The sequence below is a fragment of the Luteipulveratus halotolerans genome (assembly GCF_001247745.1).
Taxonomy (GTDB): domain Bacteria; phylum Actinomycetota; class Actinomycetes; order Actinomycetales; family Dermatophilaceae; genus Luteipulveratus; species Luteipulveratus halotolerans.
The window spans coordinates 636000-649332 of sequence record NZ_LAIR01000002.1; the positions used below are offsets into that span (position 1 = coordinate 636000).

Consider the following 13333-nt stretch of genomic DNA (forward strand, 5'->3'; position numbering starts at 1 on the left):
CACCGATCAGGGCCCCTGACCAGGGCGAGATGTCCGAGAACGTGGTCGCTCCCGGTCGACGGCAGGTGGACGATGAGGGGAGGCCGAGCCCACGACGTACGGGCCGTTCGTCGTCGTCCAGGCGGCCAACGGCGTCTCGCTCGACTACGCCGACGACCACGGCACACCGCACCCGCAGCACTACGCCTTCCTGGTGAGCGAGGCCGAGTTCGACCAGATCTTCGAACGCATCACCGCGCGCGGCCTGACGTACTGGGCCGACCCGTTTCACCGGCAGGAAGGCGCGATCAACACCCACGACGGCGGACGCGGCCTCTACTGGGAGGACCCGGACGGCCACAGCATGGAGATCAACACCGTGCCGTACGGCGGCGGCTGACCGTCAGTCGGACGGTCAGCTCGTCGCCCACGCGGATCGTGCCCTCGCCGTCAGGGACCAGCTTGACCGCGAACCACGTCTTGCCGTCCCAGCGACGGTGGCGAGCGAGGGTGCGGATGGGCTCCTTGCCGCGGTCGAGCGACGCGGGGTCGATGGTCGTCATGACGCAGCGGTCGATCGGCGCAGGCACCCTGAACGTCACGTCGCCGATGCGCACGCGCCGCCAGCCATCCTCGGCGAACGGCTCGTCGGCGCCTTCGATGATCACGTTGGCCCGAAAACGCTGTACGGGCAACGGTTCTGGCGCGGGCTCGCCCAGATCGAGCGCGGTCTCGGCGGTCCAGTCGTTGAGCTGTCGCACCGAGGTCGTCGAGGCGAGTGACAGAGGAGCGCTGTCGGCGAACGCGGTGTGGTCGTCCGGCTGCGCGTACGCCGGGTTGAGCCCACGCCGGGTCGGGTCGTCGCACCACATCAGCCGTACGTCGTCGCGCCCGATCGCCTCGCGCAGCCACTGGTCGGCGATCGCACCGGCGGGCGTGGTGAGCACGTCCTTCTTGTGCAGGACGACCGGAACCGGTTGCGGCTCAAGCGGACTCAGCGCCAGGTCGGCCAGCCGAGGGTGGCGCAGCCGGAGCGCTCCTGTGACCGACGCGTCGGTGTGGGGAGTGTCGGCGACGACGTCGAACAGCGACGGCTGCTCACGGGCGCTGACGAGCGTGCCGGTGGAGTCGACGACCATCCACTCGCGGTCGCCACGCAGGCCGGCGCGACCGACGTACGCCTCATCCACCGGCCGGATCGCCGTCGACTTGACAGGGTGGATGTTGAGCGCGCTCAGGCGCATTCGCGCCTCACTGGTGCTGGTTGAGCAGACCGGTGTCGACGTCGTAGAGGAACCCGGCGACCTTGATGCGGTCGGAGATCAGCGGGTGGCTGCGCACCTTGGCGACGTCCTGGGCGAGGGCGTCGAGCTGGTCCTCGATCACGTGGAAGCTCTGCCACGACGCGTCCTGGCCGGCGGACTCACCGATGACCTGGCGCAGCTCCTGCTGCGACTTGGACGCCATCGCGCACCGGGTGTGTGGCACGACCAGCACCCGCTCGACACCGAGCAGGTGCGTCGCGAGCACGAGCGCCTCGAGCGCGGAGTTGTCGACGCGACCACCCGGGTTGCGGAAGATCTTGGCGTCACCCGGCTTGAGACCGATCATGCCGAGCGGGTCGATGCGCGAGTCCATGCACGTCACGACCGCGACGCCCGCCTTGGCGACACCGTCAAAACCCTTGAGCGAGAACGAGTCCGCGAACTTCTGGTTGGCCGCGACCAAGTCCTCGAAGCCCCCGCTCACAGCCCGGGCCGCTTCTGGATCGTGAACGCCGTCGGCTTGGCGGTCGTGGTGAAGAAGTCGTTGCCCTTGTCGTCGACGATGATGAAGGCCGGGAAGTCCTCGACCTCGATCTTCCAGACGGCTTCCATACCCAGCTCCTCGTACTCGATGACCTCGACGTGCTTGATGCAGTCCTGGGCCAGCCGTGCGGCCGGGCCGCCGATCGACCCGAGGTAGAACCCGCCGTGCGCGTCGCACGCGTCGGTGACCTGCTTGCTGCGGTTGCCCTTGGCGAGCATGACCATCGAGCCACCCGCGGCCTGGAACTGCTCGACGTAGGAGTCCATCCGTCCGGCCGTGGTCGGGCCGAACGAGCCGGACGCGAAGCCCTCGGGCGTCTTGGCCGGACCGGCGTAGTAGACCGGGTGGTCCTTGAGGTACGCCGGCATCTCCTCACCGGCGTCCAGGCGCTCCTTGATCTTGGCGTGCGCGATGTCGCGGGCCACCACCAACGGGCCGGTGAGTGAAAGCCGAGTCTTGACAGGGTGTTTGGTCAGCTCGGCCAGGATCTGGTCCATCGGCTGGTTGAGGTCGATCTGGACGACGTCCTCGCCCGCGCCCTTGTCCTCGAGCTCGGCGTGCGTGGTGTCGGGCAGGAAGCGTGCGGGGTCGGTCTCGAGCTGCTCGATGAACACCCCCTCGGGCGTGATCTTGCCGAGGCACTGCCGGTCGGCCGAGCAGCTGACCGCGATGGCGACGGGCAGTGACGCGCCGTGGCGGGGGAGGCGCACCACGCGTACGTCGTGGCAGAAGTACTTGCCGCCGAACTGCGCGCCGATGCCGAACTGCCGGGTCAGCTCCAGGATCTGCTCCTCCAGCTCACGGTCGCGGAAGCCGTGGCCGGTGGCGGCGTCGCCCTCCTTGGGCAGCTCGTCGAGGTACTTGGCGCTGGCGTACTTGGCGGTCTTGAGCGCGAGCTCGGCGCTGGTGCCGCCGATGACCACGGCCAGGTGGTACGGCGGGCACGCGGCCGTGCCGAGCGAGCGGAGCTTCTCGTCGAGGAAGGCCATCATCCGCTCGGGATTGAGGATCGCCTTGGTCTCCTGGTAGAGGAAGGACTTGTTGGCCGAGCCGCCGCCCTTGGCCATGAACAGGAACTTGTACGACGTCTCGGCGCCGGGGGAGCTGTTGGCGTACAGCTCGACCTGGGCGGGGAGGTTGGAGCCGGTGTTCTTCTCCTCCCACATCGTCACGGGCGCCATCTGCGAGTAGCGCAGGTTGAGCCGGGTGTACGCGTCGTAGACCCCGTGCGCGATGGCCTTCTCGTCGGGCTCGCTGCCGTCGCCGACGAGCACCTGCCCGCCCTTCTTGCCCATGACGATCGCGGTGCCGGTGTCCTGGCACATCGGCAGCACGCCGGCTGCGGCGATGTTGGCGTTCTTGAGCAGGTCGAGCGCCACGAACTTGTCGTTGTTGGACGCCTCGGGGTCATCGAGGATCGAGCGCAGCTGGGTGAGGTGCGCCGGGCGCAGGTAGTGCGCGATGTCGTGCATGGCGGTGTCGGTCAGCAGCCGAAGAGCCTCGGGGTCGACCTCGAGGAACGTGCGCCCACCAGGACCCTCGACCGTGCGGACGCCCTCGGTCGTCAGCAGCCGGTACGACGTGTCGTCCGGACCGGTGGGAAGCATGTCCTCGTACGCGAATTCCGCCATGCTCCGAGAATATCGACGGGGCCCGCGGATCCGTGCGGCGCGGTCACGATCGGCGTACGAATCGGCAGGTCGAGTGGCGTGGCTCACAACCCCGGGTGTAGACCTGTTCCCACCCTGTCCCTACGGATCGAGGTCGCCGATGGACCACGCAAGGAAGCGTCGTCGCGGGACGGCTCTCACGCTGGCCGCCGCCCTGGCAGCCGGTATGGGCCTGGCCGCGTGCGGCAGTGACGACTCGGCCGGGGGCTCCCGCACCCTGACCTGGTACATCAACCCCGACGTCGGCAACGCCGATGCCACCAAGGGCGGTCAGGCCACGCTGGCCAAGGAGTGCGCCGACGCCTCGGGCGGCAAGTACCGCATCAACGTGCAGCTGCTGCCCAACAGCGCCAGCGACCAGCGCATCCAGCTGCTGCGTCGGCTCGCTGCCGGCGACACCTCGATGGACCTCATGAGCATCGACCCGGTGTTCGTCGCCGAGTTCGCCGAGGCGGGCTACCTCGCCCCGGTGCCGGCCAGTCTCGAGCCCCAGTTCCGTGAGGACCGCGTCCAGTCGGCGATCGAGGCCTCCACCTGGAACGGCAAGCTGGTCGCCGTACCGTTCTGGTCCAACACCCAGCTGCTCTGGTACCGCAAGTCCGCCGCGCAGCAGGCCGGGCTCGACATGACCAAACCGGTCACCTGGGACCAGCTCATCGCCGCCGCCGACAAGAGCAAGACCGACATCGGCGTCCAGGCGTCGTTGTACGAGGGCTACACCGTCTGGATCAACGCCCTCGTCGCCGGCGCGGGCGGCAAGATCCTGCAGAACCCCGGCGCCGCCGGCGAGGACACCCGGCTCGGCCTCGACAGCGCCGCCGGGCGCGAGGCCGCGCGCATCATCAGCACCATCGCCAAGAAGGGCCTCGGCGGGCCCTCGATCGGCAGCAACGAGGAGACCCAGAGCCTGGACCTGTTCCAGGGCAAGAAGGCCAACTTCCTCGTCAACTGGCCCTACACGTACGGCGCACTGACCGGCGACAAGAAGGACGTCGCGGCCACGGTCTACCCGCGCACGGTCGCCGACAAGGCCTCGGCCCCGCCGTACGGCGGCATCCAGATCGGCGTCGGCGCCAAGAGCAAGAACCCCGGCCTCGCGTACGAGGCCGCGGCCTGCATCACCAACCGGCAGCACCAGGCCGACTACATGGCCAAGGCCGGCAACCCCGCGAGCCGCAAGGCGTCGTACACCGACGCCGAGGTGCTCAAGGCGTTCCCCAACGGCATCGCACAGACCATCCGGGGCTCGCTCGACGTGGCCTCCCCGCGACCGCAGTCGCAGTACTACGGCGACATCTCGACCGGGCTGCAGCAGAAGTTCAGCCCACCCGGTGCGGTCTCACAGCAGACGCCGGCCACCGCGCAACGCTTCATCATCGACGTCCTGAAAGGTGAGGCCCTGCTATGAGCACTGTCGCCACCTCGGATGACGCCCACGGCGCGAGCGCGGCCGGGGCGCAGCCCAGTCCGAAGAAGAACGGTCTGTCCGACCGGGCCAAGGGCGAGCGCTCGCTCGGCTGGAAGCTCGCCGGGCCGGCGTTCGTCATCATGCTGCTCGTCACGCTCTACCCGATCTGCTACGCGATCTACCTGTCGCTGTTCAAGTACCGGCTGACCGACCCGGACAACCGCAAGTTCGCCGGCGTCCAGAACTACGTCACCGCGCTCGGTGACCCGCTGTTCTGGGAGGCGTTCACGACCACCGCGGTCATCGTCGTGGTCACGTTGATCATCGAGCTGATCCTCGGTATGGCCATCGCGATGCTGATGAACAAGATCGTCCTGCCGCGGCGCACGCTGCGCACGATCGTGCTCATCCCGTACGCGATCATCACCGTGGTCTCGGCGTTCTCCTGGCTGTTCGCGGCCTCGGTCGACACCGGGTTCTTCAACCACTGGCTGCACTTCTTCAGCTTCGGGCAGTTCCCGCTCGACTACGACTGGTTCGGCGGCCGCTGGTCCTCGCTGACGATCATCTGCCTGTCGGAGATCTGGAAGACCACACCGTTCATGTCGCTGCTGCTGCTCGCCGGCCTGGCGCAGGTCGACACCTCGCTCGAGGAGGCCGCCAAGGTCGACGGCGCGACCTGGTGGCAGCGCTTCCGCCGGGTGGTGCTGCCCAACATGAAGGCCGCCCTCATGGTGGCCGTGCTGTTCCGCAGCCTTGACGCGATCCGGATCTACGACAACCCGCAGGTCATGACCGGAGGCGCCAACAAGACGATGACCCTGTCGATGCTGGTCTCCAACGAGACGATCAACCGGGTCGAGATCGGGATGGGCTCGGCGCTCGCGGTGATCCTGTTCGTGATCGTGCTCATCGTCGCGTTCATCTTCGTGCGCGGGTTCAAGGTCGACCTCACCGGTGGAGGCAAGTAGGCCATGGAGACCAACGTCAGCACCAAGTCCCGCAACTGGATGGCGATCGCCGCCATCCCGGTCATCATCTGGACCGCCGTGCCGCTGCTGTGGATCCTCGCGACGTCGCTCAAGGGCTCCGACGCCCTGGCCGACTCCGAGAAGAACATGTTCGGCAACTTCTGGCCCAAGGACCCGACGCTGGAGAACTACAAGCTGATCTTCACCGGCGGCGCGAGCGACCTGTTCAACCCGGCCCTGCGCAACTCGATCATCGTGTGCCTCATCGCGACACTCATCAGTGTCGTGCTCGCGATGTTCTGCGCGTACGCCATCGCCCGCCTCGACTTCCCCGGCAAGAAGCTCATCCTCACCACCGCGCTCGCGGTGTCGTTCTTCCCGGTGATCGCGATGGTCACGCCGCTGTTCAACCTGTGGCGGCAGGTCGGCCTGTTCGACACGCTGCCGGGCCTGATCATCCCCTACCTCGCGCTGACCCTCCCGCTGTCGATCTGGACGCTGTCGGCGTTCTTCCAGCAGATCCCGTGGGAGATGGAGCAGGCCGCTCAGGTCGACGGAGCGACCAGCTGGCAGGCGTTCCGCAAGGTCATCGCGCCGCTCGCCGCACCGGGTGTCTTCACCACGGCGATCATCGCGTTCTTCACCGCCTGGAACGACTTCGTGTTCTCGTCCAACCTGACCTCGTCCAACAGCTCGCGCACCGTGCCGGCGGCACTGGCGTTCTTCACCGGTGCGAGCCAGTTCACCCAGCCCACCGGCGCGATCGCGGCCGCGGCCGTCGTCGTGACCATCCCCGTCGTCATCCTGGTGCTGCTGTTCCAGCGCCGCATCGTGGCCGGACTCACCTCCGGCGCGGTCAAGGGTTAAGGAGCTCTCCTCATGTCCAGTATCGAGCTGAAGAACATCGTCAAGAAGTACGGCGACGGCTTCCCGGCGGTCAACGACGTGTCGCTCGACATCGCCGACGGCGAGTTCATCATCCTGGTGGGCCCGTCCGGCTGCGGTAAGTCCACGCTGCTGCGCATGGTCGTCGGCCTGGAGGACATCACCTCAGGTGACCTGCTGATCGACGGCAAGCGGGTCAACGACCTCGCGCCGCGCGACCGCAACCTGTCGATGGTGTTCCAGAACTACGCGCTCTACCCTCACCTCACGGTGTTCGAGAACATCGCGTTCCCGCTGCGCCTGGCCAAGGGGCAGCACAGTGACGACGAGATCCGCGCCAAGGTCCAGCAGGCGTCCTCGATGCTCGAGCTCGACGAGCACCTCGAGCGCAAGCCGGCCAACCTGTCCGGCGGTCAGCGTCAGCGGGTGGCGATGGGCCGGGCGATCGTGCGCGACGCCGACGCGTTCCTGTTCGACGAGCCGTTGTCCAACCTCGACGCCAAGCTGCGCGGGCAGATGCGCACCGAGATCGCGCGCATGCAGCGTCGCCTCGGGGTGACCACGATCTACGTCACCCACGACCAGACCGAGGCGATGACGCTCGGTGACCGGGTGGCCGTCCTCAAGAAGGGCGTCCTGCAGCAGGTCGCCTCACCGCGCGAGCTGTACGAGCAGCCCGTCAACCTGTTCGTCGCCGGCTTCATCGGTTCGCCGCCGATGAACTTCCTGCCGGCCGAGGTCAAGGGCAGCACGCTGTCGTTGCCGTTCGTCGACGTCGAGGTCACCGGCGAGCTCGCCCAGAAGGTCGCCGGTAAGGACCTGGTGATCGCCGGCATCCGCCCGGAGTACTTCAAGGACGCCGGTCTCGGCGACAACGTGCCCGGCGGGGTGTCCTTCTCGGCGGTGGTCGACCAGACCGAGTGGCTCGGCAACGAGCAGTACGCCTACATCCCGTTCGAAGCGCACGAAGCGGTCAAGGGCAAGCTCGAAGAGCTCGACCGCGAGCTCGACGGTGAGGGCATGCGTACCCAGCTCGTCGTCAACCTCGACGCCCGCTCGCGTATCCGCGAGGGTGACGAGGCGCAGCTGGTGTTCGACCCGTCGCTGATGCACGTGTTCGACCCCGAGACGGGCGAGTGCCTGACCCGCGACGACGACAAGGCGGCCGAGATCGCCCGCGACAGCGAGGACGCCCGGCGCGCGGCGCTGGAGCGGGCGCGTGCCCGTGAGGCCGCAGCGGCCGAGAAGGCCTCCTGACGATCGCCCGTACGACGTGGGGCCGGCTCCTGACGGGGCCGGCCCCACGCGTCGTACCGTGACGACATGACCGACTCCGCTGCTCGTCCTGTCGTCCTTGTCACTGGTGCCACCCGCGGGATCGGCAAGGCGGTGTGCGATGCGCTCGCACCCGACCACGAGCTGATCGTGGGCGGTCGCGACCGGGCCGCGGTCGAGCAGGTGTGTGCCGCGTACGAGCACGCGCGGCCGTTCGTGGTCGACCTCGCCGACGAGCAGTCGACGACCGACGCTGTGGCTGCGCTCGCGCTCGACCGCCTCGACGGCGTCGTCCACTCGGCAGGCATGCTCGGCAACGGTGCTCTGACGGAGGTGAGCCGAGCTGACTGGAGGGCCACGTTCGAGCTGAACGTGTTCGCGGTCGCTGATCTCACCCGGCTGCTGCTGCCTTCGCTGCAGGCGGCACAGGGCACTGTCGTGGTCATCAACTCGGGCTCGGGACTCAACGCCCACGGCCCGGGCGGGATCTACTCGGCCTCCAAGTTCGCGGTGCGCGCCTTCACCGACTCGCTGCGTGAGGAGGTCCGTGCGGACGGCGTGCGCGTGTCGTCGGTCCACCCCGGGCGCGTCTCCACGGACATGCAGCGCGAGCTCAACGCGTTCGAGGGGCGGGACTACGACGAGGCGAGCTACCTGCGCCCGGAGTCGGTGGCCACCGCAGTCCGCAGCGTGCTCACGGCGACGCCGGACGCGACCTACGAGACCATCTCGATCCGCCCGGGCCCGGCCGCGACCAACCGCCGGGCCTGAGCGGGCTCACCACGACCCGAGGTCGCCCGACAACCAGTGCTGCGGCTCCATGGTGATGACCTGCAGGGTGCTCAGCCCCGGTCGCGCGAAGTCGAGGTAGGCCGCGACCGCGTCTCCGGTCAGATAGCGCTCGGTCATGCCGACGAGGTCGGCGTCCGCGGCGGCCCGGCTCGCCTGCACCGGGCCCTCGACCGAGACGTAGCGCACCGACGGCGTCAGCTGGTGCGCGGTGAGCGTGAAGCTGCCGGCCGCCTCGATGTGACGCGCCTTGACCGACCCCGCATCGGTCAGGATCCACGGACGGCCCTCGGCGTCGACGTCGTACCAGATCGGCACGGCCAGCGGGCCGCGTCCGGTGCGCAGCGCCTGCACCGAGATGGTGGCGGTGTGCGGTTGAGTCAGGAACTCCTGGCGTTCGGCAAGCGTGAGTGGCATGGCTCGATCATCACATCGAGCACGGACACCGCTCAGCCGAGCTCGGCGCGTGTCGGGGGCTGGGCGCCCGCCCGCGAGACCGTGATCGCTGACGTCGCGAGGGCGCGTTCCAGCGCTGGACGGACCTGCGCCAGGGTGGCCGTACGCAACCGGTCGCGGGCGTCCGGACCGCCGAGCAGGCCGGCGTCGAGCAGTCCCGACAGCAAGCCCGACATGAACGAGTCGCCAGCGCCCACCGTGTCGACCACCTCGACGGTCCGGCCGGGCAGGTCGACGACGTCTTCGGTGGGCGCGACGTGCGCGAGCGCACCCTCGCCGCCTCGCGTGATGACGACAAGACGCGGCCCGAGACGTGCCCACAGGCCGGCCACCTGGCCGAGCGACACGTCGTCGCCGTAGAGCCAGCGCACGTCCTCGTCGCTCGCCTTGACCACGTCGGACAGCCCGACGAGCTGCTCGACGTCGGAGCGCACGTCGTGCGGGTCGCCCATCAGCGAAGGGCGGGCGTTGGGGTCGTAGGAGATCGTCGTCGTCGCACGAGCAGCCTCGACCGCCTCGCGCACCGTCGTCGCACCCGGCTGGAGCACCGCTCCGATCGAACCGGTGTGCAGGTGCGCGAATCCGCCCGGCAGTGCGGGCGGTGCCCACTCGATGTCGAACTCGTAGGTGGCAGAACCGGACTCGTCGAGCGTGGCCGTCGCGGTCGACGTACGTGCGGCCGACGTGCTGCCCGGGCTCAGTCGTACGCCGTCGGCCGCCAGATGAGCGCGGACCGCTGCACCGTGGGCGTCGTCGCCGATGGAGCACGCGAGCTCGACGTCGTGACCGAGCCGCGCGAGACCGATCGCGACGTTGAGCGGACTGCCACCGGGGTGCTCGCGCACCGAGCCGTCGGCGGCGCGGACGATGTCGACCAGCGCCTCACCGACGACGAGCGAGCGACTCATGGGTGCGCTGGGCTCAGCGCTCGAAGTCCACGGCGGCGTACTCACGCAGCTTGGACAGCTGGTGGTGGCCGTCGATGACGCGGATCGTGCCGCTCTTGGAGCGCATCACCAGCGACTGGGTGGTGCAGCCGCCGGAGCGGTAGCGGACGCCCTTGAGCAGCTCACCGTCGGTGATGCCGGTGGCGACGAAGAAGCAGTTGTCGCTGGTCACGAGCTCGTCGGTGGACAGCACGGCGTCGAGGTCGTGGCCGGCGTCGAGGGCCTTCTGGCGCTCGTCGTCGTCCTTGGGCCACAGCTGGCCCTGGAGCACACCGCCGAGGCACTTGATCGCGCACGCGGCGATGATGCCCTCGGGCGTGCCGCCGATGCCGAGCAGCAGGTCGATGCCGGTGTCCTCGCGGGCGGCCATGATGGCGCCGGCGACGTCACCGTCGGAGATGTAGCGGATGCGGGCGCCGGCCTCGCGGATCTCGGAGGCGATCTGCTCGTGGCGCGGGCGGTCGAGCAGCACCACCGTCACGTCGGAGACGCCGCGCTTCTTGGCCTTGGCGACCCGCTTGATGTTCTCGGCGACCGGAAGGCGGATGTCGACGACGTCGGCGGCCTCGGGACCGGTCGCGAGCTTGTCCATGTAGAACACCGCGCTCGGGTCGTACATCGACCCGCGCTCGCTGACGGCGAGGACCGAGACGGCGTTGGTCATGCCCTTGGCGGTGAGGGTGGTGCCGTCGATCGGGTCGACCGCGACGTCGACCTCGGGGCCGGTGCCGTCGCCGACCTGCTCGCCGTTGAACAGCATGGGGGCGTCGTCCTTCTCGCCCTCGCCGATCACGACGGTGCCGTTCATGCTGACCGAGGAGATGAGGCTGCGCATCGCGGCGACGGCCGCACCGTCGGCGCCGTTCTTGTCACCGCGGCCGACCCAACGGCCACCGGCCATCGCGGCGGCCTCGGTCACGCGGACGAGCTCAAGAGCCAGGTTGCGGTCAGGGACCTCGGGGCTGGTGGGCGTGCTGTCCGCAGACATGGGTACTCCTCGGGCAGTAGCGGGTGACTGAGGGCGACTCTATCGAGCGCTCGGACCGCCGACCGGGCCCGGTTCGCCCGCGAGACGCAGATCAGGGACGATGGTGCGGTGAGCACGACACCGCAGACCGCCCCCGCAGCGCCGGCACCCGCGCCCCAGCGACGTCGGGGGATGGGCGGTTCCGCCCGCAGCATGATCATCTCGATGGTCGTGCTGGTCGCGGGGTGCGCCGTGTGGCTCGCGATGGTGCCGCGGGTCAGCACCGTCCCGCGCGAGGTCCAGGACGTGCCCGGCATCGCCCGCGAGGTCGGCGCTCAGCAGAAGTGGCAGGTCGCCCTGCCGCAGGGCCTGCCCGCGCAGTGGGTCGCGACCAACGTGCGCCTGCTGAAGTACGACGGCAAGGCGCCGACCTGGCACGCCGGCTATCAGGCGCCGTCGGGCAAGTTCGTCTCGCTCGAGCAGACCAAGGGCGGCTCGGACGGCTGGTTCAAGGACCAGACCGGGTTCGGTCAGGCGATCGGGTCGGTGAGCGTCGGAGGCACCACCTGGACGAAGTTCGAGAACACCGACAAGGACCAGCGCAGTCTCGTGCGCACCGGCCCGCTCGGCGGCCTCGACACCGTCGTGACGGGCAAGGCCGGCTGGGACGAGCTGCAGCACTTCGCCGGCACGCTCAAGCCCGGCGCCTGAGCTACGAGCCGATGAGTCGCTCGATCTCCTGACGACGGCGCATCAGCTCCTCGCTCTGCTCGGCGATCGAGCCGAGCGTCCGGCGCACCTGCGCCGCCACGTCCGGGCACATCTGCAGGTGCTCGGCGTCGTCGTCGAGGCACGGCAGGATCGTGGCGACAGCAGCCAGGTTGAAGCCCGCGGCCAGGAGCGCGCGAATCCGACGCACCTGCGTGACCGTCTCGGGGTCGTACTCACGAAATCCGTTGGCAGCCCGCCGCGCCCGGATCAGGCCGACCGCCTCGTAGTGCCGCAGCGATCGCGGTGAGGCGTCGGTGCACCGGGACAGGTCACCGATGAGCAGCGGCGACGACTCGGCCTTGACCTTGACATCCATGTCAGTACCTAGCGTCGCCGCCATGCTTCCTCATTCCACGACACCGCACGCCCACGTCCACGGCGCAGGTCCGGCGCTGCTGCTCGCCCACGGTGCGGGCGGGTCCTTCGACGACAACTTCGGCGGGCTCGTCGGCGAGCTGAGGCATCGGCGGACGCTCCTCGGGCGCGACTACCCCGGCAGCGGGTCGCGACCGGTCGCCGGTGCACCGCTTCAGCTGGACGACCTCGCCGACGAGCTCGTGGACACGGCGGTCTCGCACGGGCTCTCACACTTCCCGGTGCTGGGGCTGTCGCTCGGCTCGGCCGTGGCCATCACCGCCGCGCTACGCCATCCGGATCGGGTGAGCGCGCTGGTGCTGACCGTCGGCTTTCCCCGCGGCGACAGCCAGCTGACGACGTTCGCGGAGCAGTACGCCGTGCTCGCCGCCGACGGCCGCGTCGACGCGCTGGCCCGGATGCTGGTGCTCGCCGAGAGCCCGGCTGTGCTTGCGGACAGGGACGAGCAGACCAGGTCCGAGGTGCTGGACGCGATGGCGGCAGGGCTGCAGCAGACAGCTGCGCTGCGCGCGCCGCAGATGGAGCTCGCACCGCGCGTCGATCTCACCGACCGTCTGCCCGGCATCAGCGTGCCGACCCTCGTGATCGCGGCCGGTCAGGACCGGATCGTGCTGCCGGGATCGACACGTGACCTGGCGCGCGGCATCCCGGAGGCCGAGCTCGTGGAGCTGCCCGGGGCTGGACACATCTTCACCGCTCCCGAGGTCGTCGAGTGGGCAGCCCTGGTCGCGGCGTTCCTGGACCGCCACGGTGTGTGAGGCGAGGGGTCAGTCCTCGTCGGAGGCGTTGTCGTCCTGGGCGGTGAGGCGCTCCTCGGCCTGGTCGAGCCACGCCTGGCAGTGCTGAGCCAGCAGCTCGCCGCGCTCCCAGAGCTTCATCGACTCCTCGAGCGGGGCCTGCCCGCCCTCGAGCTTGGCGACGATGGTCGTGAGCTCGTCACGCGCCTGTTCGTAACCGAGCTCGGCGATATCGGGGTGCGCGGACAGGTCGATGCGCTCGGACAGGCTCTGCTCGGTGCCAGACATGACGAC

The 13333-nt window shown here is 69.2% G+C and carries 15 protein-coding genes and 1 pseudogene; 8 read left to right on the plus strand and 8 right to left on the minus strand.

The window, feature by feature from the left end; all coding sequences use genetic code 11:
• Window positions 1-163: 163 nt before the first annotated feature.
• A pseudogene (locus tag VV01_RS03600) lies at window positions 164-379 on the plus strand (VOC family protein); the annotation flags it as partial.
• On the opposite strand, the gene VV01_RS03605 reads toward VV01_RS03600, so the two are convergent.
• From VV01_RS03605 to VV01_RS03615, 3 genes are read right to left on the minus strand one after another with little or no spacing between them, the layout of a single operon-like run.
• A complete protein-coding gene (locus VV01_RS03605) occupies window positions 351-1223 on the minus strand; it encodes an MOSC domain-containing protein (protein ID WP_050668693.1) in 873 nt (290 codons plus the stop codon). The pseudogene VV01_RS03600 and the gene VV01_RS03605 sit on opposite strands and share 29 nt — an antisense overlap.
• A gap of 7 nt (window positions 1224-1230) precedes the next feature.
• Window positions 1231-1728 carry a beta-class carbonic anhydrase gene (locus VV01_RS03610; RefSeq protein ID WP_050668694.1) on the minus strand — a complete coding sequence of 166 codons (498 nt, stop codon included), beginning with the start codon at window positions 1726-1728 and terminating at the stop codon, window positions 1231-1233.
• Window positions 1725-3419 (minus strand): fumarate hydratase, encoded by a 1695-nt coding sequence (locus VV01_RS03615; protein WP_050668695.1) that lies wholly within the window; start codon window positions 3417-3419, stop codon window positions 1725-1727. The genes VV01_RS03610 and VV01_RS03615 overlap by 4 nt, the downstream gene beginning before the upstream one ends.
• 139 nt (window positions 3420-3558) lie before the next feature.
• On the opposite strand from VV01_RS03615, the gene VV01_RS03620 reads away from it, so the two are divergent.
• The 5 genes from VV01_RS03620 to VV01_RS03640 all read left to right on the plus strand — a co-directional run bounded on the left by VV01_RS03620 (window position 3559) and on the right by VV01_RS03640 (window position 8768).
• A complete protein-coding gene (locus tag VV01_RS03620; RefSeq protein ID WP_050668696.1) occupies window positions 3559-4866 on the plus strand; it encodes an extracellular solute-binding protein in 1308 nt (435 codons plus the stop codon).
• Window positions 4863-5837: a carbohydrate ABC transporter permease gene (locus VV01_RS03625; protein ID WP_050668697.1), complete on the plus strand. Its 975-nt coding sequence runs from the start codon at window positions 4863-4865 to the stop codon at window positions 5835-5837. The genes VV01_RS03620 and VV01_RS03625 overlap by 4 nt, the downstream gene beginning before the upstream one ends.
• A gap of 3 nt (window positions 5838-5840) precedes the next feature.
• A complete protein-coding gene (locus tag VV01_RS03630; protein WP_050668698.1) occupies window positions 5841-6704 on the plus strand; it encodes a carbohydrate ABC transporter permease in 864 nt (287 codons plus the stop codon).
• A gap of 12 nt (window positions 6705-6716) precedes the next feature.
• Window positions 6717-7979: an ABC transporter ATP-binding protein gene (locus VV01_RS03635; protein ID WP_050668699.1), complete on the plus strand. Its 1263-nt coding sequence runs from the start codon at window positions 6717-6719 to the stop codon at window positions 7977-7979.
• Window positions 7980-8045: 66 nt separating this feature from the next.
• Complete coding sequence (locus tag VV01_RS03640; protein ID WP_050668700.1) at window positions 8046-8768, plus strand: SDR family oxidoreductase; 723 nt, start codon at window positions 8046-8048, stop codon at window positions 8766-8768.
• Between the two features lie 6 nt (window positions 8769-8774).
• Here the strand turns inward: VV01_RS03640 and VV01_RS03645 are convergent, their stop codons facing one another.
• Genes VV01_RS03645 through glpX form a run of 3 tightly spaced genes read right to left on the minus strand, consistent with a single transcriptional unit; the run spans window position 8775 to window position 11177 of the window.
• Window positions 8775-9203 carry a pyridoxamine 5'-phosphate oxidase family protein gene (locus VV01_RS03645; protein ID WP_050668701.1) on the minus strand — a complete coding sequence of 143 codons (429 nt, stop codon included), beginning with the start codon at window positions 9201-9203 and terminating at the stop codon, window positions 8775-8777.
• 32 nt (window positions 9204-9235) lie between these two features.
• Window positions 9236-10150: a carbohydrate kinase family protein gene (locus VV01_RS03650; RefSeq protein WP_050668702.1), complete on the minus strand. Its 915-nt coding sequence runs from the start codon at window positions 10148-10150 to the stop codon at window positions 9236-9238.
• Between the two features lie 13 nt (window positions 10151-10163).
• Window positions 10164-11177, minus strand: a complete 1014-nt coding sequence (gene glpX / locus VV01_RS03655; protein WP_050668703.1) for a class II fructose-bisphosphatase — start codon at window positions 11175-11177, stop codon at window positions 10164-10166.
• A gap of 108 nt (window positions 11178-11285) precedes the next feature.
• Here glpX and VV01_RS03660 point away from each other — a divergent pair, with 108 nt between their 5' ends.
• On the plus strand, window positions 11286-11867 hold the full coding sequence (locus VV01_RS03660; RefSeq protein WP_071606274.1) for a DUF4245 domain-containing protein: 582 nt from the start codon (window positions 11286-11288) through the stop codon (window positions 11865-11867).
• Between the two features lies 1 nt (window position 11868).
• Here VV01_RS03660 and VV01_RS03665 read toward each other — a convergent pair whose 3' ends face one another.
• Window positions 11869-12243 (minus strand): MerR family transcriptional regulator, encoded by a 375-nt coding sequence (locus VV01_RS03665; RefSeq protein WP_050668705.1) that lies wholly within the window; start codon window positions 12241-12243, stop codon window positions 11869-11871.
• 22 nt (window positions 12244-12265) lie between these two features.
• Between VV01_RS03665 and VV01_RS03670 the strand changes: the two genes are divergently transcribed.
• Window positions 12266-13060 carry an alpha/beta fold hydrolase gene (locus VV01_RS03670; protein ID WP_050668706.1) on the plus strand — a complete coding sequence of 265 codons (795 nt, stop codon included), beginning with the start codon at window positions 12266-12268 and terminating at the stop codon, window positions 13058-13060.
• A 9-nt stretch (window positions 13061-13069) separates the two neighbouring features.
• Here VV01_RS03670 and VV01_RS03675 read toward each other — a convergent pair whose 3' ends face one another.
• On the minus strand, window positions 13070-13327 hold the full coding sequence (locus VV01_RS03675; protein ID WP_050668707.1) for an exodeoxyribonuclease VII small subunit: 258 nt from the start codon (window positions 13325-13327) through the stop codon (window positions 13070-13072).
• Window positions 13328-13333: the final 6 nt, after the last annotated feature.